The 22458-nt window shown below is 67.5% G+C and carries 18 protein-coding genes and 1 riboswitch; of the genes, 4 read left to right on the forward strand and 14 right to left on the reverse strand.

Annotated features, from left to right (window positions below):
* Positions 1-85: 85 nt before the first annotated feature.
* The gene (gene glmU / locus INR38_RS20385; RefSeq protein WP_034397314.1) at positions 86-1516 is read right to left on the reverse strand and encodes a bifunctional UDP-N-acetylglucosamine diphosphorylase/glucosamine-1-phosphate N-acetyltransferase GlmU; all 1431 of its coding nucleotides are present in this window, start codon (positions 1514-1516) and stop codon (positions 86-88) included.
* Between the two features lie 104 nt (positions 1517-1620).
* Between glmU and INR38_RS20390 the strand changes: the two genes are divergently transcribed.
* Positions 1621-2595, forward strand: coding sequence for a LysR substrate-binding domain-containing protein (locus tag INR38_RS20390; RefSeq protein ID WP_012207701.1), 975 nt, complete (start codon positions 1621-1623; stop codon positions 2593-2595).
* Positions 2596-2749: 154 nt separating this feature from the next.
* On the opposite strand, the gene tyrS is transcribed toward INR38_RS20390, so the two are convergent.
* A complete protein-coding gene (gene tyrS, locus INR38_RS20395; protein WP_012207702.1) occupies positions 2750-3982 on the reverse strand; it encodes a tyrosine--tRNA ligase in 1233 nt (410 codons plus the stop codon).
* Positions 3983-4149: 167 nt separating this feature from the next.
* Here tyrS and INR38_RS20400 point away from each other — a divergent pair, with 167 nt between their 5' ends.
* Positions 4150-5544 carry a peptidoglycan DD-metalloendopeptidase family protein gene (locus INR38_RS20400; protein WP_012207703.1) on the forward strand — a complete coding sequence of 465 codons (1395 nt, stop codon included), beginning with the start codon at positions 4150-4152 and terminating at the stop codon, positions 5542-5544.
* 105 nt (positions 5545-5649) lie between these two features.
* A complete protein-coding gene (locus tag INR38_RS20405; RefSeq protein WP_207442725.1) occupies positions 5650-6798 on the forward strand; it encodes an anhydro-N-acetylmuramic acid kinase in 1149 nt (382 codons plus the stop codon).
* Between the two features lie 197 nt (positions 6799-6995).
* Here INR38_RS20405 and INR38_RS20410 read toward each other — a convergent pair whose 3' ends face one another.
* The 7 genes from INR38_RS20410 to rplM form a co-directional block, all read right to left on the reverse strand.
* The gene (locus INR38_RS20410; protein WP_012207705.1) at positions 6996-8294 is read right to left on the reverse strand and encodes an NCS2 family permease; all 1299 of its coding nucleotides are present in this window, start codon (positions 8292-8294) and stop codon (positions 6996-6998) included.
* A 177-nt stretch (positions 8295-8471) separates the two neighbouring features.
* Positions 8472-10898 carry a xanthine dehydrogenase molybdopterin binding subunit gene (gene xdhB, locus INR38_RS20415; protein WP_016448453.1) on the reverse strand — a complete coding sequence of 809 codons (2427 nt, stop codon included), beginning with the start codon at positions 10896-10898 and terminating at the stop codon, positions 8472-8474.
* 1 nt (position 10899) lies between these two features.
* Entirely contained in the window at positions 10900-12513 is a 1614-nt protein-coding gene (xdhA, locus tag INR38_RS20420; protein WP_047218459.1) for a xanthine dehydrogenase small subunit, read from the reverse strand.
* A gap of 279 nt (positions 12514-12792) precedes the next feature.
* A complete protein-coding gene (gene mdtD / locus INR38_RS20425; RefSeq protein WP_074922478.1) occupies positions 12793-14235 on the reverse strand; it encodes a multidrug transporter subunit MdtD in 1443 nt (480 codons plus the stop codon).
* A gap of 116 nt (positions 14236-14351) precedes the next feature.
* The gene (gene erpA / locus INR38_RS20430; RefSeq protein WP_013800449.1) at positions 14352-14726 is read right to left on the reverse strand and encodes an iron-sulfur cluster insertion protein ErpA; all 375 of its coding nucleotides are present in this window, start codon (positions 14724-14726) and stop codon (positions 14352-14354) included.
* A gap of 214 nt (positions 14727-14940) precedes the next feature.
* A complete protein-coding gene (rpsI, locus tag INR38_RS20435; RefSeq protein WP_012207710.1) occupies positions 14941-15333 on the reverse strand; it encodes a 30S ribosomal protein S9 in 393 nt (130 codons plus the stop codon).
* Between the two features lie 10 nt (positions 15334-15343).
* A complete protein-coding gene (gene rplM, locus INR38_RS20440) occupies positions 15344-15772 on the reverse strand; it encodes a 50S ribosomal protein L13 (protein ID WP_012207711.1) in 429 nt (142 codons plus the stop codon).
* A 246-nt stretch (positions 15773-16018) separates the two neighbouring features.
* Here rplM and rlmJ point away from each other — a divergent pair, with 246 nt between their 5' ends.
* On the forward strand, positions 16019-16891 hold the full coding sequence (gene rlmJ, locus INR38_RS20445) for a 23S rRNA (adenine(2030)-N(6))-methyltransferase RlmJ (RefSeq protein ID WP_063328516.1): 873 nt from the start codon (positions 16019-16021) through the stop codon (positions 16889-16891).
* Positions 16892-16898: 7 nt separating this feature from the next.
* Here the strand turns inward: rlmJ and INR38_RS20450 are convergent, their stop codons facing one another.
* The 5 genes from INR38_RS20450 to INR38_RS20470 all read right to left on the reverse strand — a co-directional run bounded on the left by INR38_RS20450 (position 16899) and on the right by INR38_RS20470 (position 22438).
* Complete coding sequence (locus INR38_RS20450) at positions 16899-17810, reverse strand: septal ring lytic transglycosylase RlpA family protein (protein WP_099732674.1); 912 nt, start codon at positions 17808-17810, stop codon at positions 16899-16901.
* 78 nt (positions 17811-17888) lie between these two features.
* Positions 17889-18716 (reverse strand): methylenetetrahydrofolate reductase [NAD(P)H], encoded by an 828-nt coding sequence (gene metF / locus INR38_RS20455; protein WP_034397320.1) that lies wholly within the window; start codon positions 18714-18716, stop codon positions 17889-17891.
* A 22-nt stretch (positions 18717-18738) separates the two neighbouring features.
* Complete coding sequence (locus tag INR38_RS20460) at positions 18739-19926, reverse strand: TlyA family RNA methyltransferase (protein WP_202758776.1); 1188 nt, start codon at positions 19924-19926, stop codon at positions 18739-18741.
* 175 nt (positions 19927-20101) lie between these two features.
* Positions 20102-21532, reverse strand: a complete 1431-nt coding sequence (ahcY, locus tag INR38_RS20465) for an adenosylhomocysteinase (protein ID WP_013800445.1) — start codon at positions 21530-21532, stop codon at positions 20102-20104.
* A gap of 70 nt (positions 21533-21602) precedes the next feature.
* A riboswitch (S-adenosyl-L-homocysteine riboswitch) is annotated at positions 21603-21687 on the reverse strand.
* 7 nt (positions 21688-21694) lie between these two features.
* Positions 21695-22438: a response regulator gene (locus INR38_RS20470; RefSeq protein WP_207442726.1), complete on the reverse strand. Its 744-nt coding sequence runs from the start codon at positions 22436-22438 to the stop codon at positions 21695-21697.
* Positions 22439-22458: the final 20 nt, after the last annotated feature.

The raw sequence follows: 22458 nt of genomic DNA on the forward strand, positions 1-22458 counted from the left end.
AGGGTCAGGAGATTCGGCAAATCGGCGTACCCCGTACGGGACCCGCCGGCGATGCGGGCCCTCGAGCCCACGTGTCTCGGAAGTCTCAGGACTTGGGCAGTTTGACTGGGCGCTTCCAGCTGGTGATGCTCACCTGCCTGCCCCGCGATACCGTGAGCACGCCGGGCTCGGTGCTCTTGGTGACCGTGGAGCCGCCGCCCACCGTGCCACCCGCGCCAATGGTCACGGGCGCCACCAGCACGCAGTTGCTGCCGATGTGCACGTCGGCCTCGATCACCGTGCGGTGCTTGTTCACGCCGTCGTAGTTGGCCGTGATGGAGCCGGCGCCGTAGTTGACGCGCTCGCCCACCGTGGCATCGCCCAGGTAGGCCAGGTGGTTGGCCTTGGCGCCATCGGCCAGCACGGAGTTCTTGACCTCGACGAAGTTGCCGATGTGCACTTCGCGGCCCAGTTGCGCACCGGGGCGCAGGCGCGCAAACGGGCCGACCAGGGCGCCCTCGCCCACGCTGACGCCGGCCTTCTCGCCATCGACATGCGTGTACGGATGGAGGACGGCGCCCGCCGCAATCGTGGCGTTGGCAATGCTGCAATAGGCGCCGATGCGCGCACCTTCGCCAATCTCCACATGGCCGCTGAAGATGCAGCCCACGTCGATCTCCACATCCTGCCCGCAGGCCAGGCGTGCCGCGCGGCCCGTGCGCGGGTCGTCGCGCAGGTCAAAGCGCGCGGGGTCGGCCAGGCGCACGCCCTGCTCCATCAGCGCACGGGCCTGGGCGCCCTGGTGGGCGCGCTCCAGCTCGGCCAGTTGCAGCGGGCTGTTGACGCCCGCCACCTGCACCGGGTCGGCAATGCAGTGCGCGACCACGGGCACGCCGTCGGCCACGGCCATGGCGACCACGTCGGTCAGGTAGTACTCGCCCTGAGCGTTGTCATTGGTCAGGCGGGCCAGCCAGCCGGCCAGGTGGCGGGCCGGCACGGCCATGATGCCGCTGTAGATTTCCTGGATGGCGCGCTGGGCGTCATTGGCATCCTTTTGCTCGACGATGCGCTGCACCGTGCCGTCTTCACCGCGCACGATGCGGCCATATCCCGTGGGATCGGGCAGGCGCACGGTCAGCAGCGCCAGCCGCTGGCCATCGGCCGCATCGACCAGGGCGCGCAGCGTGTCGGCCTGCGTCAGCGGCACATCGCCCGAGAGCACGATGACCATGCCGTCGCCCGCCAGCGCGGGCACGGCCTGCTGCACCGCGTGGCCCGTGCCCAGCTGCGGCTCCTGGCGCACGAACTTCAGCGCCATGGAGCCGCCCTGGCAGGCCGCCGCCATGGCGGGCTCCACCTGGTCCGCGCCGTGGCCCGTGACCACCACGGCCGAGCGCGCATCCAGCTGCGCCGCCGTGGACAGCACATGGCCCAGCAACGGGCGCCCCGCCAGGCGCTGCAGGACTTTGGGAAGGCGGCTTTTCATGCGCGTGCCCTTGCCCGCGGCCATGATGACGAGATCCAGAGGTGCTGTCATAGGTGATTCATCCAAAACGCCAGAACCTGTGCCGGCAACGCCGCCGATTATCTGCCCGCCAAGGGCTGCGGCCGGTCACACGATTGACGTATGCTGGCGGCGCCATGCCCCATGCCACCACTGCACCCGTTCCCCTGCTGCGCACACGCGCCATCGGAGCCGGCCATCTGCGTGCCTTCTTGGCCGTGGCCCGGCACCTGAATTTCCGCGCGGCAGCCGACGAGCTGTCGCTGACGCAGTCGGCCGTGAGCCGCCAGATCCAGTCGCTGGAGGATGAAGTCGGCGTGCCGCTGTTCCTGCGCCACACGCGCGCAGTGGAGCTGACGGGGGCCGGCGCCCAGCTGCTGCGCTCGGTGGCGCCCGCGCTGGAGCAGATCGACGCCTCGGTGCGCCAGATCCGCCAGACCGTGGGCCGCAAGAGCGTGGCCATCACCACCTGGGCCAGCTTTGCCGCCATGTGGCTGATCCCGCGCCTGGAGTCCTTCCAGCGCGCCTGGCCCGATATCGACATCCGCATCGACACCAGCGACACCGTGATGGACCTGGACACCACCGACGTGGACCTGGCCCTGCGCTACGGCCGCGCGGGCGACGGCTGGCCCCAGGCGCAGCGCCTGTTCGGCGAACAGCTGGCCGTGGTGGCCAGCCCGCGCCTGCTGGCCGGCGGCCCGCCGCTCAGGACGCCGGCCGACGCGGCGCGCTACACGCTGATCGAGACCGGCGACGCCCACCGCATGCCCCAGCTGGAATGGCTGGGCTGGCAGCGCTGGTTCGGCGTGCAGGGCTGCGACCAGCTGCAGCCGCCGCGCTGGCTGTACTTCAACTACGCCCACCAGATCGTGCAGGCCGCACTGGCCGGACAGGGCCTGGCGATTGCGCGGCTGCCGCTGGTGGCCGATGCGCTGGCGGCTGGCGATCTGGTCGAGGTGCTGCCCGCACACCGGCTGGAATCGCCGCTGGCCTACTGGCTGATCGTGGGCCCGCGCAGCGCCGCGCGTCCCGAGGTGGCCGCCTTCTGCCGGTGGCTGCAGGAGCAGGCCGAGGTCACGCGCGAAACCGTCGAATCGCCCCCGGCTTGAAAAATGCCCCCCCACGCGCCCCTTGCTGTGCAAGGTCCGCTGCCCCCCCGAGGGGGCCGTTTTCATCTTGGGGCGGCCCGGCGATGAAAAAAGGACGCGGGCATGCCGGCGTCCTTCATTCCTGTGCAGCCGGGCGCATGGCCCGGCGCGGGCATCAGCCCAGCGTCACGCGCGCAAACTTGCGCTTGCCCACCTGCACCACATAGGTGCCGGCTTCGAGCTTGAGGCCCCGGTCGCTGATGGCCGTGCCGTCCACGCGCACGCCGCCGCCGTCGATCAGGCGGTTGGCCTCGCTGGTCGAGGGCGCCAGGTTGGCCTGCTTGAGCAGGGCACCGATGCCCAGCGGCGCGCCCGACAGGCTGACCTCGTCGATCTGATCGGGAATGCCGCCCTTGCTGCGGTTGTTGAAATCCTGCTCGGCCGCATCGGCCAGCGCCGCGCTGTGAAAGCGCGCCGTGATTTCCTTGGCCAGCAGCACCTTGGCGTCCTTGGGATTGCGCCCGCCTTCCACCTCGGCCTTGAGCGCGGCGATCTCGGCCAGGCTCTTGAACGACAGCAGGGTGTACCAGTTCCACATCAGCGTGTCCGAGATGCTCAGCACCTTGGCGAACATGGTGTTGGCGTCCTCGGTGATGCCGATGTAGTTGTTCTTGGACTTGGACATCTTGTGCTCGCCGTCCAGGCCCACCAGCAGCGGCATGGTGAGCACACACTGCGTGTCCTGCCCGTATTCCTGCTGCAGATGGCGGCCCATGAGCAGGTTGAACTTCTGGTCCGTGCCGCCCATCTCCAGGTCGGCGCGCAGCGCCACCGAGTCATAGCCCTGCAGCAGCGGGTAGAGGAACTCGTGCAGGCTGATGGAGCTGCCGTCGGTGAAGCGCTGGTGGAAGTCGTTGCGCTCCATCATGCGGGCCACGGTGTACTTGGCCGACAGCTCGATCATGCCGCGCGCGCCCAGCTTGTCGCACCACTCGCTGTTGTAGCGCACCTCGGTGCGGGCGGGGTCCAGCACCTTGGCGGCCTGGGTGTAGTAGGTCTCGGCGTTGACCTTGATCTGCTCGGCCGTCAGCGGCGGGCGCGTGCTGTTGCGGCCCGAAGGATCGCCGATCAGGGTGGTGAAGTCGCCGATCAGGAAGATCACCTGGTGGCCCAGGTCCTGCAGCTGGCGCATCTTGTTGAGCACCACGGTGTGGCCCAGATGGATGTCGGGCGCCGTCGGGTCCAGGCCCAGCTTGATGCGCAGCGGCACGCCGGTGGCCTCGGAACGGGCCAGCTTTTGCACCCAGTCCGCCTGGGGCAGCAGCTCATCCACGCCGCGCAGGGTGGTTTCAAGCGCTTGGCTTACACCGTCGGTGACCGGGTATGTTGTAACAGCAGATTGATTCATAAGGGTTTTTCGCCAGGCCGCGTAGGACTGCGTCGGTATACTCCGGGGATTTTCCCGCTGCGGCGAATTCTAGACGCCCGCCTATCCGCACCGCAGAGCGCGGACTTGTTGCCCGTCTGGAGAGCGTATCCCGCCGCTGCGATGCTGTCCGTCCCCCGCAGGGCCGGATGCGCGCAACCCAAGGATCTGATGTTGTGAAATATGGCTTGAACCATGCCAGCGGTGCTCTTGTTGCGCGGCTGACCTCCGTGATCCAGCAACACCCCAAGCGTGTCACCGCAGCACTGGCAGCCATCTTGCTCACGGGCGGCGGCGGTGCCTTCGCCGTGGCCAACCTGGGACCCGATCCGGCCGACCTGCCGGTGCGCATGCTGTCCACGCCCGTGGAATCGCTGGCCGAAGGCCAGACCCTGGCCGAGCTGACCGACAGCGTGCAGGGCATGTCCCTGTACCGTTCCGAATACACGCGCGGCAGCGACACGGCCGAAACCCTGCTCCAGCGCCTGGGCGTGGCCGATCCGGCCGCCGCCGCCTTCATGCGCGGCAACGACCAGGTTCGCCAGCATGTGCTGGGCCGCGCCGGCCGCCTGGTGACGGCCGAGACCACGCCCGACCACCAGCTGTCGCAGCTGACTGTGCGCTGGGCGCCCGACGAGGACGGCAGCTTCCGCCGCCTTGTGGTCGAGCGCAAGAACAATGAACTGAGCACCCGCATCGAGACGGGCAAGCTGACGGCCTCGCCCCGTCTGGCCGGCGGCATCATCCGCAGCTCGCTGTTCGCCGCCACCGACGCGGCCTCCATCCCCGATGCCGTGGCCATGCAGATGGCCGACATCTTCCAGGGCGACGTGGACTTCCGCCGCAGCCTGCGCAAGGGCGACCGCTTCTCCGTGGTCTACGAATCGCTGGAAGCCGATGGCGAGCCGCTGCGCGCCGGCCGCGTGCTCAGCGCCGAATTCCACAACAACGGCAAGGTCGTGCAGGCGCTGTGGTTCCAGGACGAAGGCAAGGCCAAGGGCGACTACTACACCATGGACGGCAAGAGCCGCCGCCAGGCCTACCTGACCTCTCCCGTGGAGTTCTCGCGCATCAGCAGCGGCTTTGCCATGCGCATGCACCCCATCCACAAGACCTGGCGTGCCCACCTGGGCACGGACTTCGCCGCTGCCACGGGCACCAAGGTGCGTACCGTGGGCGACGGCACCGTCTCCTTCGCGGGTGTGCAGAACGGCTACGGCAACGTGATCTTCGTGGACCACGCCAACAACCACACCACGGTCTACGCTCACCTGAGCCACATCGGCGTCACGCGCGGCCAGCGCGTGGAGCAGGGCGACATCATCGGCAACGTGGGCTCCACGGGCTGGGCCACCGGCCCGCACCTGCACTTCGAGTTCCGCGTCAACGGCGAGCACCGCGATCCCATGACCATCGTCCAGGCCACCGATGCCGCCCGCCCCGTCTCCAAGGCCGGCCGCGCCGCCTTCGACAAGATGGCCGCGCAGATGCGCATCGAGCTGCAGGCATCGAACGAAGCACTGGCCCTGGCCAGCGAACGCTGAGCCGCCGCGCTCCCATCCCGCAAAGGCTGCCCTGGCAGCCTTTGTGGTTTCAGGCGCATCCTTTTGTGATCGCGGGCCCCAGGCCGCAGGGCTACCATTGCCGGCATGAACCAGCCCATCCCCTCCCCCATCGCCCACCGCTACTGCATAGGCCTGATGTCCGGCACCTCGCTCGACGGGGTGGACGGCGTGCTTGTGGACTTTGCCGAAGGCACGCAGGTGCTGTGGCATGCCAGCCGGGGGTTCGACGCCGCGCTGCGCGCCGAGCTGCTGGCCCTCAATACCCCCGAGGGCCGCGACGAGCTCCACCGCGCGGCGCTGGCGGCCAATGCGCTGGCGCGCAGCTATGCCGAGGTGGTGCGGGAACTGCTGCAGGCCACGGGCCTGGCGCCCGCGCAGATCGCCGCCATCGGCGCCCACGGCCAGACCGTGCGCCACCGGCCGCAGATGTTCGACGGCACGGGCTACACGCTGCAGCTCAACAGCCCGGCCCTGCTGGCCGAGCTCAGCGGCGTTGCCGTGGTGGCCGACCTGCGCAGCCGCGACGTGGCCGCAGGCGGCCAGGGCGCGCCGCTGGTGCCCGCCTTCCACCAGGGCGTGTTCGGCCGGCCCGGCGAGACGGTGCTGGTGCTCAACATCGGCGGCATTGCCAATCTCAGCGTGCTGGCGGGCGATGGCACGGTGCTGGGCTTCGACTGCGGCCCCGGCAATGCGCTGATGGACGGCTGGTGCCAGGCGCACACGGGCCAGCCCTATGACGACGGCGGCCAATGGGCGGCCACGGGCCAGGTGCTGCCCGCCCTGCTCGACCGCCTGCTGGCCGAGCCTTTCCTGCAGCAGCCGCCGCCCAAGAGCACGGGGCGCGACCTGTTCCACGCGGACTGGCTGGCCGGCCATCTTTCCGCCAGTGCAACCAGCTCTGCCGATGCCCGCCCCGCCGACGTTCAGGCGACGCTCACCGAATTCACGGCCCGCGCCTGCGCCGGTGCCGTGCAGCGCTTCGGGCGTGGCGGCGGGGAGCTGCTGGTCTGCGGCGGAGGCGCCTTCAACACGCAACTGATGCAGCGCATCGCCGCCTTGCTGCCCGGCGTGGCCGTGGACACCACGGCCGCGCGCGGCCTGCCGCCGCAGCAGGTGGAGGCCGCCGCCTTCGCCTGGCTGGCGCGCCAGGCCCTGCTGGGTTTGCCGGGCAACCTGCCCGCCGTGACGGGCGCACGCGGCCCGCGCATCCTGGGCGCCATCCACCCCGCATAAAAAAACCATGCAAGGCATCCGCCAAGCATGGGTCCACCAAACATCTTGCCTGAGCCCAAAGCCTATGAAACTGGCGCGGCCCAAAAGCAGGGACGCCGAGCAAGAGCCGCCTCGCGGCGAGGGCGTCGTCCCCCTCCCGCGAAGCGAGAGAGGGCGCCGTGCATACGGGGGAAGGCGCGTAAGCGCCTCAGGGGGTGCTATCCGCCTATATAGACGAACTTGAAGAGGAAGACGCCGCCGATCAGCCACACCATCCAGTGCACTTCCTTGGCGCGCCCCGTGAACAGCTTGAGCACGGCATAGGTGATGAAGCCGAAGGCCAGGCCATTGGCCACCGAGTAGGTGAAGGGCATGAGCAGGGCCGTGACGGCAGCGGGAATGGCCTCGGTGGTCTCGCCCCATTCGATCTCGGTCAGCTCCTTGAGCATCAGGCAGGCCACGAAGAACAGCGCGGGCGCCGTGGCGTAGCCGGGCACCACGCCGGCCAGCGGCGACAGGAACAGGCAGCACAGGAAGAGCACGGCCACGGTCAGCGCCGTCAGGCCCGTGCGGCCGCCCGCTTGCACGCCGGCCGCGCTTTCCACGTAGGCCGTGGTGCTGGAGGTGCCCAGCAGCGAGCCCGCGAAGATGGCACCGCTGTCGGCCAGCAGCGAACGGTTGAAGCGGCCCATGCGGCTGGGCACCAGCAGGCCGGCGCGCTTGGCCACGCCCATCAGCGTGCCCGTGGCATCGAATAGCTCGACCAGGAAGAACACCAGCACCACGTTGAGGATGCCGCCCGTCAGCGCAGACTTGATGTCCAGCTGCAGGAAGGTGGGCGCAATGGAGGGCGGCGCAGAGAACACGCCGTGGAACTCGTTGCCTGCGAAGAAGAACGAGGCCACGGTGACGGCGACGATGCCGATCAGGATGGCGCCCGGCACCTTCAGGCGGTCCAGCACCACGATGATCAGAAAGCCCAGCGAGGCCAGGATGACTTCGGGCTTGTGCAGGTCGCCCAGCGTCACGAAGGTGGCCGGCGATGCGGCGACGATGCCCGCGCTCTTGAGCGCGATCAGCGCCAGGAACAGGCCGATGCCCACGGTGATCGCTATGCGTATGGACTGCGGTATGCCCTTGATGATCAGCTCCCGCAGGCCGAACAGCGTCACCAGCAGGAACAGGCAGCCCGAGACGAAGACCGCGCCCAGCGCGGCCTGCCAGGTGAAGCCCATGTGCAGCACCACCACGTAGGCGAAATAGGCGTTCAGGCCCATGCCCGGCGCCAGCGCGATGGGATAGTTGGCGTACAGCGCCATGATGGTCGTGCCCAGCGCCGCGATCAGGCAGGTGGCCACGAAGACGGCCCCCTTGGGCATCCCCGCATCCCCCAGGATTGAGGGATTGACGAAGATGATGTAGGCCATCGTCAGAAAGGTCGTCAGGCCCGCGACCAGCTCGGTTCTTACATTGGTGCCGTGCTCACTGAGCTTGAACACCCGTTCCATCCAGTTCATCGCATTGTCTCCGTGTTGTTTTCGCATGCGGGGCGCAACGGTTGTGAAAGCGCCCAGGGTTGAGCACCGGCTGTCCAGGCCGGCACAAGGCATGGCACCCTGCCGGGCGGCCATGGACCTGGTGGCGCGCATCGCTGCGCGCAGATTCAAGGAATGAGGGGGGCGGCGCCGGTCCGCTCAGCTCCCGGCGGCCTGCACGGCCTCGATGGCGCGCAGGATGGATTCAGGCGTGGCCGGCGATTGCAGCGGCGGGTTGCTGCGGTGCCCGCCCGCGGCCGAGACGGCGTCGCGGATGGCGAAGAACACCGAGAACGGCAGCAGCAGCGGCGGCTCGCCCACGGCCTTGCTGCGGTGGATGGAGTCCTCGAAGTTGTCGCCCTCGAACAGCCGCACGTTGAACACGGGCGGGCAGTCGTTGGCCGTCGGGATCTTGTAGGTGCTGGGCGCGTGCGTGGTGAGCTTGCCGCTTTGCGGGTGCCAGACCAGCTCTTCCGTGGTCAGCCAGCCCATGCCCTGGATGAAGGCGCCCTCGACCTGGCCCACGTCCACGGCCGGGTTCAGCGAGCGGCCCACGTCGTGCAGCACGTCGGCGCGCAGCAGCTTGAACTCGCCGGTCAGCGTGTCCACCACCACCTCGCTCACGGCGGCGCCGTAGGCGTAGTAGAAGAAGGGCCGGCCCTGCATGGTGTCCTTGTTCCACGACAGGCCGGGCGTGGCATAGAAGCCGTCGGACCACAGCTGCACGCGCTCGATGTAGGCCTCGCCCACCACGGCCTTGAAATCCAGTACCTTGCCGTTGACGTGGACCTGGTCGTTGGCAAAGCGCACGTCCTCCGCGCGGCCGCCATGGCGCTCGGCGGCGCAGGCGGCCAGGCGTTCGCGGATCTGGCGCGCCGCGTCCTGCGCGGCCTTGCCGTTGAGGTCGGCCCCCGTCGATGCCGCCGTGGCCGAGGTATTGGCCACCTTGGTGGTGTCTGTAGCCGTGACGCGCACGCGCCCGAAGCCCACGCCCAGCTCATGCGCCACGACCTGGGCCACCTTGGTGTTCAGGCCCTGGCCCATCTCGGTGCCGCCGTGGTTCACGAGGATGGAGCCGTCGTTGTAGACATGGACCAGGGCGCCGGCCTGGTTGAAGTGCTTGACGTTGAAGGAGATGCCGAACTTGAGCGGCGTCAGCGACAGGCCGCGCTTGAGCACGGGGCTGGCCGCGTTGAACTCGGCGATGGCATCGCGGCGCGCGCGGTAGTCGCTGCAGGTCTCCAGCTCGGCCACCAGCTCGTGGATCACGTTGTCGGTCACGACCTGGCTGTAGGGCGTGACATTGCGCTCGGTCTTGCCGTAGAAGTTGACGCGGCGCACATCGAGCGCATCGCGCCCCAGCTCGCGCGCCACCGTCTCCATGATGTTCTCGATGGCGATCGCGCCCTGCGGGCCGCCGAAGCCGCGGAACGCCGTGTTGCTCTGCGTATTGGTCTTGCCCGAGTAGCCGTGCATGGACACATCGGGCAGCCAGTACGTGTTGTCGAAGTGGCACAGCGCGCGCGTCATCACGGGGCCGGACAGGTCGGCCGAGTGACCGGCGCGCGAGACCATGGAGATCTCGGCACCCAGGATGCGGCCCTCGTCGTCGTAGCCCACCTCGTACTCGTACCAGAAGCAGTGGCGGCGGCCCGTGATCATGAAGTCGTCATCGCGGTCCAGGCGCAGCTTGACGGGCCGGCGCAGCCGCGTCGCGGCCACCGAGGCCACGCAGGCGAACAGGGCCGACTGCGACTCCTTGCCGCCGAAGCCGCCGCCCATGCGGCGGCACTCCACATGCACGGCGTGCGAGGCCACGCCCAGCGCATGCGCCACCAGGTGCTGCATCTCGCTGGGGTGCTGGGTGGAGCAGTACAGGTGGACGGCGCCGTCCTCCTTGGGAATGGCGTAGCTGATCTGGCCTTCCAGGTAGAACTGCTCCTGGCCGCCCACGTAGAACGATGACTTCAGGCGGTGCGGCGCCTCGTCCATGGCGCGGCGCGCGCCGCCTTCATTCGTGCTGCGCGCCAGGTGCATGGGCGGCAGCACGTACTGGCCCAGCTCATGCGCCTGCTGGGGCGTGAGCACGGGCGGCTCGGCCGTGATGTCGGCCGCCGCCTTGGCCTGGGCCGCAGCCAGGCGCGCGGCCTCGCGGCTTTCGGCGATCACGGCGAACAGCGGCTGGCCCAGGTAGCGGATCTCGCCGCTGCACAGGATGGGGTCGTCGTGGATGATGGAGCCGCAGTCGTTGACGCCGGGAATGTCCTCGCCCGTGAGCACGGCCACCACGCCGGGCATGGCGCGGATGGCATCCAGCCTGAGCGCATTGAGCCGGCCATTGGCCACGGGCGACAGGCCCAGCGCACAGTGCAGCGTGCCGTCCAGCTCGGGCAGGTCGTCGATGTAGGCGGCCTCGCCGGCCACATGCAGATGGGCCGACTCATGCGGGCGGCTGATGCCCACGCGCTGGCCCTGGGTGTGGGCACCGGCCTCGGCACGCTCGTCCACGCGGAAGGCGGTGTTCTTCAGGTAATGCGCAAAGGCCTCGGACGAATGCAGCAGGGAGGGATCGATGGGGCGGTTCATTTCAGGCTCCTTGGTGCACTGCGTGGGGCATCACGCTCCAGACGCTGGTGGCCTGCAGCGGCAGCGGCTGCTGCGGACGTGTCTCCAGCCACAGGCGCTGCAGCAGGTTCTGCGCCACCTTGAGCCGGTAGTCGGCGCTGGCGCGCATGTCGGACATGGGCTTGAAGTCCTGGGCCAGCGCGGCCTGGGCGGCCTTCACTGCGGCCTGGTCCCAGGGCTGGCCCACGATGGCCGCCTCGGCCAGGGCCGCACGCTTGACCACGGCGGCCATGCCGCCAAAGGCCAGGCGGGCGGACTTCACCACCTCGCCATCGAGCTCAATGGCCAGCCCCGCGCACAGCGCCGAGATGTCGCAGTCAAAGCGCTTGCTGATCTTGTAGGCCCGGGTCTGGCGCCGTGCAGCGTCCAGCGGCACGGCCAGGGCCTGCACGAACTCGCCCGGTTCCAGCTGGTTCTTCATGTAGTCCAGATAGAAGTCATGCAGCGGCATGCGGCGCACGCGTGCGCCCTTGCGCAGCTCGATCTGCGCGTCCAGCGCCATCAGCACGGGCGGGGAGTCGCCAATGGGCGAGCCATTGGCCACGTTGCCGCCCATGGTGCCCGCATGGCGGATGGGCACGGAGGCAAAGCGCAGCCACACGTCGGTCAGCCCCTCGAAGCGCTGCGACAGCGCCGACCAGGCCGATTCCAGCGAGGCACCGGCGCCGATGTACAGCTCGCCGCCGTCCAGGCTGCCCGCGCCGCGGCGCTCCTCGACGCGCTTCATCTCGGCCACGTCGCCCACATAGACGATGTCACCCAGGTCGCGGAACTGCTTGGTCACCCACAGCCCCACATCGGTGGAGCCTGCCAGCAGGCGCGCGCGGGGCTTGGCCTCGCACACGGCGGCCAGCTCGTCCAGCGTGCGCGGAGCGTGGAAGCTGTCCACACGGCCGCCCTGGGCGGCGTTGGGCGCGGCGTAGTCCAAGCCGGCATCCTGCGCGCGCAGGCCCTGCAGTGCCTGCACCACGGGTTCGGTGGCCATGCGCGTGGCGGGCAGGTCGAACATGCGCTGGCCTGCATCCAGGATGGGACGGTAGCCCGTGCAGCGGCACAGATTGCCCGACAGCTCGTCGGCCAGCTGCTGGCGCGAGGGGCGCGTGCCGGCCTGCTGGTGGTGCTCGTAGGCCGACCACAGCGACATCACGAAGCCCGGCGTGCAAAAGCCGCACTGCGAGCCGTGACAGTCCACCAGCGCCTGCTGCACGGGGTGCAGCTCGGCACCGCCTGCGGGCTTGCCGGTGGCACAGCCCTGCTTGCCGGCGCACTGGCCCTTGACGTCCTCCACCGTGAACAGCGCCTTGCCATGCAGCGTGGGCAGGAACTGGATGCAGGCATTGACCGTCTGCAGCTGCAGGCCGCCCACGGCGTCGGGCGCGCCGTCTTCGGCCAGCTCGGCGATGACCACGGTGCAGGCGCCGCAGTCACCTTCGTTGCAGCCCTCCTTGGTACCGGTGCAGCGCGCGTCGCCGCGCAGCCAGTCGAGCACCGAGCGCGTGGGATGCGGCCCCTGTACCTCGACGATCTGGCCGCGGTGATAGAAGCGGATGGGTTGGGAACTGGGGCTCTGGCTCATGCTCGTGGGGGCAACTGCTGGTGCGTGGACTGTTCGGATCACGACTTACGCAAATTCCGAGGAAGAAAGCCGCTGGCCCTGTGGCGATGGCGTGTTTGCGTTCTTGCTTGCGTAAGTCCTGCGGATGTACCCGAGATTAAGTCCAGCCCTGCCCAAACGCATAAGGCGGCCTCGATATTTCCTATGCGGGCTGCCATATATCCTTGCCAAAAACAAGGGTAAACCCGCAACAAAAGTGTGTATTGCAGCGGTTCAGGGTTCAAAAGCTATGCACAGCCCTCACTCGTGCTCGGCCGGCTCCAGAGGCTTGGGCCGCACATCCTCATCGTCGCCGAGCTGCGAGAAGATCATGGTCGAGGCCAGCGTCACCGCGCCCATGCAGACGAAGGTGGCGCGGAAGGCATTGAGGGTGTGCTGCGGCGTGTCGCCGCCGAACCATTCGCTGAAACCGGCCAGCACCGCACCTGCGGCGGCCACGCCCATGCCCATGGCCAGCATCTGCACCATGGACAGCAGGCTGTTGCCGCTGCTGGCGTTGCCGGCATCGAGGTCCTTGAGCGTGACGGTGTTCATGGCCGTGAACTGCATGGAGTTGGTGGCGCCGAAGATCAGCAGTTGGACGATGACCACCCACAGCGGCAGCGCCGTGGAGACCGTGCCGAAGCTGGCAATCATCAGCGACAGCACCAGGGTGTTGCCCATGAGCACGCGGCGGTAGCCGATGCGCTGGATGAGGGTGGTGGTCTGGCGCTTCATGGCCATGCTGGCCAGCACCGTGGGCAGCATCATCATGCCGGCCTGCAGCGGCGAAAAGCCCAGGCAGACCTGCAGCACCAGCGGGATCAGGAAGGGCATGCAGGAGCTGCCCAGGCGCGAGAACAGATTGCCCAGCAGGCCCACGCGCAGGCTGCGCACGGCGAACAGCTCGGGGGCGAACAGCGGGTCTGGCCGGCGCAGCGCGTGCAGCCAGTAGGCGGCCAGGCTGGCCAGGCCGAAGATCAGCAGCACGAAGACCATGGCGCCGTGGATGCCCTTGCCCGACATGCTGTCCAGCGCCAGCGACACGGCCACCATGCCGAAGGCCAGCAGCGCATAGCCCACGCCGTCGAAGCGCTTGACGGCAAAGCGGTCGCCCACCGGCATGAAGCGCAGCGTAGCGGCCAGGCCGATCAGGCCCACGGGCACGTTGACCAGGAAGATCCAGTGCCAGCTCACGTACTCCACCATCCAGCCGCCCAGCGTGGGTCCGATCAGTGGCCCGACCAGGCCGGGGATGGCCACGAAGCTCATGGCCTTGAGGAACTGCTCGCGCGGAAAGGCGCGCAGCACGGCCAGCCGCCCCACCGGCATGAGCAGCGCCCCGCCCATGCCCTGCAGCACGCGCGCAGCCACCATCAGCTGCAGATTGGGCGCAATCGCGCACAGCACCGAGCCCAGCACGAACAGCGCAATCGCCCACAGGTAGACGCGCCGCGTGCCGAAGCGGTCGGCCATCCAGCCCGAGGCCGGGATCAGCATGGCCATGGTCAGCGAGTAGGCGACGATGACCGACTGCATGCGCAGCGGGCTCTCGCCCAGGGCCTCGGCCATGGTGGGCAGCGCGGTGTTGACGATGGTGCCGTCCAGCGTCTGCATGAAAAAGCCGATGGCCACAAGCCATAGCAGCACCGAACGCGAGGAGGATGTGGAGGAGGCGGAAGCGCTTTTGTCTTCAGGAATCATGGCAAGGCAGGAAGGGCGCAGGCGTTAAAAAACCGCCTGCGCATTGCTGCGCGGCGGTTGGTGGCGTGTTGTGCGGCGGGCTGCTGCGGGCTTCACTGCAGCGCAGCCGACAAGGCTTACACCGAGAAGCTCGATCCGCAGCCGCAGGTGGTGGAGGCGTTGGGGTTCTTGATCACGAACTGCGCGCCCTGCAGGTCTTCCTTGTAGTCGATCTCGGCACCCACCAGGTACTGGTAGCTCATGGCGTCGATCAACAGCGACACGCCATTCTTGGTCATGGTCGTGTCGTCGTCGTTGGTGATCTCGTCGAAGGTGAAGCCGTACTGGAAGCCCGAGCAGCCGCCACCTTGCACGAACACGCGCAGCTTCAGGTCAGGGTTGCCTTCCTCGGCGATCAGATCGGCCACCTTGGCAGCTGCGCTGTCGGTGAAGACGATCGGGGTGGGCATTTCGGCGGTGGTGGTTTCGGTGATTTCTGCGACGGCGCTCATGGGGATACTCCGAAGTTCTCAATTGGCCCGAATGGTACAGCAAAGGGCTCGGGAATTCCCGGGGCCGCCGGCTTGACGACAGTGCAAGTGGGGGCATTGGCCTCCAACGGCGAAGGTGAATGCGAAGGGTTTGCATCGCCCAGAAAAAAACCGCCGGCAAAGGCGGTTTTTTTCTGGGGAAAGCCCCGGGGGACTTTCCTGCAGTGCCAGCGGATTAACGCTTGGAGAACTGCTTGGCGCGGCGTGCGGAGCGCAGGCCGACCTTCTTACGTTCGACTTCACGAGCGTCACGCGTCACGAAGCCGGCTTGGCTCAGGACGGGCTTGAGCGCTGCGTCATAGTCGATCAGGGCGCGGGTGATGCCGTGGCGGGTAGCGCCGGCCTGGCCGGATTCACCACCACCGTGGACGTTCACTTGAATGTCGAAAGCTTCCAGGTTGCTCGTCAGAGCCAGGGGCTGCTTTGCGATCATGATCGAGGTTTCGCGGCCGAAGTACTCCTGAATGTCCTTGCCATTCACGGTAATCTTGCCGGAGCCCTTCTTCAGGAACACGCGTGCGACGCTGGATTTGCGACGGCCGGTGCCATTGTTCCAATCACCAATCATCTAGGTCTCCTTAGATTTCCAGAGCCTTGGGCTGCTGGGCGGTGTGGGGATGCTCAGCACCGCCGTACACCTTGAGCTTCTTGATCATTGCGTAGCCCAGGGGACCCTTGGGCAGCATGCCCTTGACGGCCTTTTCCAGAGCGCGGCCGGGGAACTTGGCCTGCATGTCGCGGAAGTTGGTGGCAGTGATGCCGCCGGGGAAACCAGAGTGGCGGTAGTACACCTTGTCCAGGTTCTTGGTGCCGGTGACCTTGAGCTTGGAGGCGTTGATGATGACGATGAAGTCGCCGGTGTCAACGTGAGGTGTGTAAATGGCTTTGTGCTTGCCGCGCAGACGGAGTGCCACTTCGCTGGCGACACGTCCGAGCACCTTATCGGTGGCGTCAATCACAAACCACTCGTGTTGCACCTCAGCGGGCTTTGCGCTGAATGTAGACATGAGTTTTCTCTTTCAAGAAAGGTTTGGCGGGTCCTTTTCCGCGGTCGGCGCTTCTTCAAAAAGGAAGCCTCTTAGGCGGGGATGTAAACTTCGCCGCGGGACCCTAAAATCGCTGCGAAGCCCTCCATTATACAAAAACGGCAGGCCTTCGCCATCCCCCTTGCGCCGCACTGGCTTCAGCGCCGGCCCCCATCCTTCAGCCGCCACGGGCAACCACCCGGCAGCGCGGCTGGTTACCATACGCCTATGTTCAGTTACCGCCACGCCTTCCATGCAGGCAACCATGCCGATGTGCTCAAGCACACCGTGCTGATCGCCACCCTGCAATACCTCCTCCAGAAGGATGCCGCCCTCACGGTGCTGGACACGCACGCCGGCGCCGGCCTGTACCGACTGGACGGCGACTACGCCAACAAGAGCGGCGAGTCGGCCGACGGCATCATGCGCCTGGCCCAGGCCAAGGAGGCCGAGCTGGCCCCGGTGCTGCAGGCCTACCTGGCCACGGTGCGCTCCTTCAACCAGGGCGCGCAGCTGCGCAACTACCCGGGCTCGCCCTTCATCATCCAGTCCCTGCTGCGCGTGCAGGAGCGCGACAAGCTCAAGGTCTTCGAGCTGCATCCCACCGACATGCGCTCGCTGGCGGGCAACATTGCCCAGCTTGAAGCGGGCCGCCAGGTGGCCGTGCTGCACGAGGACGGCTTCGAGGGCATCAAGAAATTCCTGCCACCACCGTCGCGCCGCGCCCTGGTGCTGTGCGACCCCAGCTACGAGCTCAAGAGCGACTACGCCAAGGTGCTGGACATGGCGGCCGACAGCCTCAAGCGCTTTGCCACAGGCACGTATGCGGTCTGGTATCCGATCATCCCGCGCCCCGAGGCGCACGATCTGCCGCGCCGCCTGAAGACCATGACCACCAAGGCCGGCAAGAGCTGGCTGCATGTGGAGCTCACGGTCAAGAGCAACAAGACGTCGGAGCGCGGCGGCCTGCCGGCCAGCGGCATGTTCCTGATCAATCCGCCGTTCAATCTCAAGGAACAGCTCAAGCCGGCCATGCCGCAGCTGGTCAAGCTGCTCGGTCAGGACGAGAACGCGGCCTTCACGCTCGAATCCGGCGGCTGAGCACGTTTCAGCGCGAGCTCGACGCCGCAGAGGCCACTGCCGTGGCCGAGGCTGCGGCGGGCGCAGCGGCCTTCGCCACCGGCCTGGCGGCAGGGACGGCACGGCTGGCCACGGCCGTGCGTGCATTGGGCCTGGGTGCGGGCGCCTTGGCCTGCACACGCGGACGGACCGGGGCCTTTGCCTGAACCTGGGTCCGCGCCTGTGTTTGTGTCTGTCCCTTGGCCTGCTGCGTCTTCTTGAGCGACTCTGCCTTCCTGGCCGTGACCAGGGTTTCGGGGCATTCTTCCTCGCCTTCGTCGAGCTGCCACAGTTCCACGGGCTTGATGCCCAGGCCGACCATGCCCAGCTCCTGCGCCGCAGCCTGGCTCAGGTCGATCACGCGGCCGGGCGCAAACGGCCCCCGGTCATTGATGCGCACCACCACCGTCCTGCCTGTCGCGGCGCTGCGCACGCAGACACGGCTGCCGAAGGCGAAGCTGCGGTGCGCAGCCGTCAGCTCTTCCTTGTCGAAACGTTCGCCGCTGGCCGTCAGCCGGCCATGCAGGCCCGGGCCATACCAGGAGGCCAGGCCTTGCTGGTCGCTGTCGCGCGAGGGAACGAGGGCGAAATCGGGATTGGAGGGAGTGTCGGAACTCTCTTCGGGCGAAGCCGGTTCGGAGGGCCTGGCATCCGCGGATCTGCTGGCAGGCGGCGTGGCCCGCGAGGCGCGGCTGCTGCGCTTGCCTGCTGAGGGAACGGCCGCAGGCGTATGGCCTTCAGCCATGGCCTCGGCACCTGCTGCACCAGCAGAACCTGCCATCAGGGCGCCGGACTCGGCATCGGTTTCGGCCACGGGAGCCGGTGCGCAGCCAGCCAGGGTGGCGGTGATGGCACACATGGCCAGCCAGCGCCAATGCAGGCGTCGAAAATTACGATCCATGGGCAAAAACCTCCAGGGAACGCCTGACCGTTCCCAAGTTCTAGAGGGCCGCCCGGGGCCGGCGCAGTGGCTGCGCGCTCAAAGGCCCAATCGATCGCAGATTTCCAGCGTGGCGACGCTCTGGTTCATCGTATAGAAGTGCAGCCCGGGAGCGCCCTGGCTGCGCAACTGCTCGCATAGACGGGACACGACATCGAGGCCGAAGGCGCGAATGGACGCCGTGTCATCTCCGTAAGCCTGCAGACGCAGGCGGATCCAGCGCGGGATCTCGGCGCCGCAGGCGTCCGAGAAGCGCATCAGCTGCGTAGAGCTGGTGATGGGCATGATGCCGGGAACAACCGGTGCATCAAGCCCCATGCCGCGCGCCGCATCAACGAAACGGCAGTAGGCGTCGGCATTGTAGAAATATTGGGTGATCGCGGAATCCGCGCCAGCGCGCACTTTAGCCGCAAACGCTTCCAGATCGGAATGTGGGGATTTCGCCTGCGGGTGGACCTCGGGGTAGGCTGCCACCTCGATGTGGAACCAGTCGCCGAACTCGCGGCGGATGAATTCCACGAGGTCGCTGGCGTACTGGAATTCACCGCCCAGGCCGTAGCCGCTGGGCAGGTCGCCGCGCAGCGCAACGATGCGGCGCACGCCCATGGCCTTGAGCTCCTGCAGCTCGGCACGCACCTTGTCGTGCGTGGCGCCCACGCAGGAGAAATGCGATGCCGCGCTGACGCCTTCGCTCTGGATGTCACGCACCATGTTGAAGGTGCCGGCCTGCGTGGAGCCGCCCGCGCCATAGGTGACGGAGCAGAACTGGGGCTTGCGCGCATAGAGGTTCTTGCGCACCTGCACATGCTTGGCCGCCCCTTCGGGCGTCTTGGTCGGGAAGAATTCGAAGCTGATCGGAAAGCTCATGTAAGACTCACTGCTCAGTGTTTCATTCGTTGCGTTTGCGCAGCTTGGCGCGGCCCGGTCCGGGCACGCCGAACTCGGTGCTGGTGTCGATCACACGCTCGTTGCGCTGCTCGCGCAGCACGGTGCGGGACACGCGCTTAGGCGCGGCTTTCACGGCCGAACGGGGCTCGTCGTCGTCCTGCGTTTCAGGCTGTGCAGGCTCCTTCACCACGGCCGCCTGCTGGGCATGCACGAAGAATTCGCGGTTGCCGTCACCGCCTTCGATGGCCGACTCCATCCAGCCCTTGACCTCCAGGCCCAGCTCGCCCAGGCAGGTGCGGATGCGCTGCTCCACCTCGGTGAACAGGGCCGCATCGCGCACGATGCCGCCCTTGCCGACCTGGCCCGGCTGCAGTTCGAACTGCGGCTTGACCAGCATCAGCAGCTGGCCGTGCGGCTTGAGCAGGCGCGTGACGGCCGGCAGCACCAGGGTCAGCGAGATGAAGGACAGATCGCCCGTGACGAAGTCGAACTGCGGCGTGATGTCCACGTCGGCAAACTCGGCGCGGCGGCGGCGTTGCGTGGCCACCGTGCCTTCTTCCCGGGCCTTGCCCTTGGCCGCGCGCTCGGCCTTGAAGGCCTCGATCTCTTTTTCCTTGGCGTCGTCGCTGTCGTCGTAGTCTTCATCGACCAGACCGCCGTTGCGCATCCAGGCATAGGGCGCCACGGGCTGGGTGTCGTTGTCGTCGGGATCTTCTTCCCAGCGTTCGGACAGCACTTCCTCGCAGGACTCCTGCAGGCCCTCGGCCGTCACCGCGCGGGCATTGACACCCTCGACGCAGATCACACGCACATCCGAGCGCAGCCGGTCGTGCAGCTGGCCATGGCCCACATCCACGCCGATGACCTGGGCGGCGCCCGCCTGCAGCAGGCAGTCGGTGAAACCGCCCGTGCTCTGGCCCACGTCCAGGCAGCGCAGGCCCTGCACCGACAGCTTGGTGGCCGCCAGCGCGCCTTCCAGCTTCAGCCCGCCGCGCGAGATGAACCGGGCCTCGGCCCCGTCCAGCAGCTGCAGCTCGGCACCCGCAGGAATCTCGTCACCGTTCTTGGCAACCTTCTTCCAAGGCGTCAGCGGCGTCATGCGCCATTGCACGCCGCCTGCAATCAGCCGCTGCGCCTGCGAGCGCGTGGCCGCATGGCCGGCTTCCACCAAAAATACATCTGCGCGCATAGCGTCGTTCCCAGGAAATCTCTAAACCAATGACGCCAAGCGGCGCCGCACCCCACAACTGGCAGGGCCCAACTCAGGGACACCGAGCAAGGGCCGCCCCGCCGCGAGGGTGTCGTCCCCCTCCCTTGCGAAGCAAGTAGAGAGGGGGAAGCGGCGCAAGCCGCTCAGGGGGTGCTTAGTAGCGATAAGTTTCGGGCTTGTAGGGGCCCTGCTTGCTCACGCCGATATAGGCAGCCTGGCCGTCCGTCAGTTCGGTCAGCATGGCGCCGACCTTCTTCAGGTGCAGGCGGGCGACCTTCTCGTCCAGGATCTTGGGCAGCACGTAGACCTTGCCGACCTCGTAGGCATCGGGCTTGGTGAACAGCTCGATCTGGGCGATGGTCTGGTTGGCGAACGAGGCGCTCATCACGAAGCTGGGGTGGCCGGTGGCGCAACCCAGGTTCACCAGGCGGCCCTTGGCCAGCAGGATGATCTTCTTGCCGTCAGGGAAGGTGATGTGGTCCACCTGGGGCTTGATTTCTTCCCACTGGTACTGCTCGATGGAGGCGACGTCGATCTCGTTGTCGAAGTGGCCGATGTTGCAGACGATGGCTTCGTTCTTCATGGCCACCATGTGCTCGTGGCGGATGATGTCGCGGTTGCCGGTGGTTGTCACGAAGATGTCGGCCTTGTCTGCCGCCCATTCCATGGTCACGACCTTGTAGCCCTCCATGGCCGCCTGCAGGGCGTTGATGGGATCGATCTCGGTGACCCAGACCTGGGCCGACAGCGCGCGCAGCGCCTGGGCGCAACCCTTGCCCACGTCGCCGTAGCCGGCCACCACGGCAACCTTGCCGGCGATCATCACGTCGGTGGCGCGCTTGATGCCGTCCACCAGCGATTCGCGGCAGCCGTAGAGGTTGTCGAACTTGCTCTTGGTGACGGAGTCGTTGACGTTGATGGCACGGAACTTCAGCGTGCCCTTGGCCGACATCTCGTTGAGGCGGTGCACGCCGGTCGTGGTCTCTTCAGTCACGCCGATGATGTGGGCGCTCTTGCGCGTGTACCAGGTGGGGTCCTGGGCCAGCTTGGCGCGGATGGCGGCGAAGGCGATCTTCTCTTCTTCGGAGGCGGGGTTGTCCAGCACGGACAGGTCCTTTTCGGCGCGCATGCCCAGGTGCAGCAGCATGGTGGCGTCGCCGCCGTCGTCCAGGATCATGTTCGGGCCTTCGCCTTCGGTGCCGGCAGCGCCGAATTCAAAGATGCGGTGGGTGTAGTCCCAGTAGTCGGCCAGCGATTCGCCCTTGATGGCGAACACGGGCGTGCCGGTTTCAGCGATGGCGGCAGCAGCGTGGTCCTGCGTCGAGAAGATGTTGCACGACGCCCAGCGCACTTCGGCGCCCAGGGCCTTGAGCGTCTCGATCAGCACGGCCGTCTGGATGGTCATGTGCAGCGAGCCGGTGATGCGCGCGCCCTTGAGGGGCTGGGCAGCGGCGAATTCCTCGCGCGTGGCCATCAGGCCGGGCATTTCGGTTTCGGCGATCAGGATTTCCTTGCGGCCCCAGGCAGCGAGGGAAATGTCAGCGATGGCCGTGTCGGCGGAAACGGGACGAACAGCAGCGTTCATGGTTTTCTCCAAAAGATGAATGAAAAACCACGTTCTGCGGGAGACGAAAAAAAGCTCACCGCACAGAAAGCGTGGGCGAGCGTCGTTGCAGGTATGACTCCGAGCCTCGCGACCACGCCTGATGTGTGGGGGCCGCTGCAACGCTCCTCGGAGAGGCGCTGATTATACCGATCCCGTGGATGCCTCACCGCCCAGCCCCACAAGCCGGTAGCCCACCTGCAGTTCGGTCACCAGGTGGCGCGGCTGGGCCGGCTCGCCCTCGATCTTCTGGCGCAGATTGGCCATGTGCACGCGCAGGTAGTGGGCGCGGCTCAGGTACTCGGGGCCCCAGACCTGCAGCAGCAGCTGGCGGTGGGTCATCACACGGCCCTGGGCGGCGATCAGCGCCGCCAGCAGGCGGAATTCGATGGGCGTGAGGTGCACCGGCTGCCCCGCGCGCCGCACCTCATGCGTGGCCAGGTCCACCTGCACCGGGCCGAAGTGCACCTTGCTGGACGCGGCGGTGCCGCCCGCCCCACCGGCGGCGCCCAGCTGCTGGCGGCGGCGCAGCATCACGCGCAGCCGGGCCAGCAGCTCGGGCACGCCGAAGGGCTTGACCAGGTAGTCGTCGGCGCCGGCATCCAATGCGGCCACCTTCTCGTCCTCACGCTCGCGCGCGGAGAGCACGAGCACGGGCACGGAGGACCACCCGCGCAGCTCGGTCAGGACCTGCTTGCCATCGGCGTCCGGCAGGCCCAGGTCGAGGATGACCAGGTCCGGCTGGCGGCTCGCCGCCTCTATCAGGCCGCGGCGCGCGCTGTCGGCCTCGAAGACCTGCCAGCCTTCGTCTTCCAGCACCAGGCGCACGAAGCGGCGGATGCCGGGGTCGTCCTCGATCATCAGGATGCGGTTGGCGGGCGTGCTCATGGGGTGCTTTCGTGCATGGC

Origin of the sequence: Delftia sp. SD018 (genome assembly GCF_017355445.1) — a bacterium.
In the GTDB taxonomy this organism is placed as follows: Bacteria; Pseudomonadota; Gammaproteobacteria; order Burkholderiales; family Burkholderiaceae_C; genus Comamonas; species Comamonas acidovorans.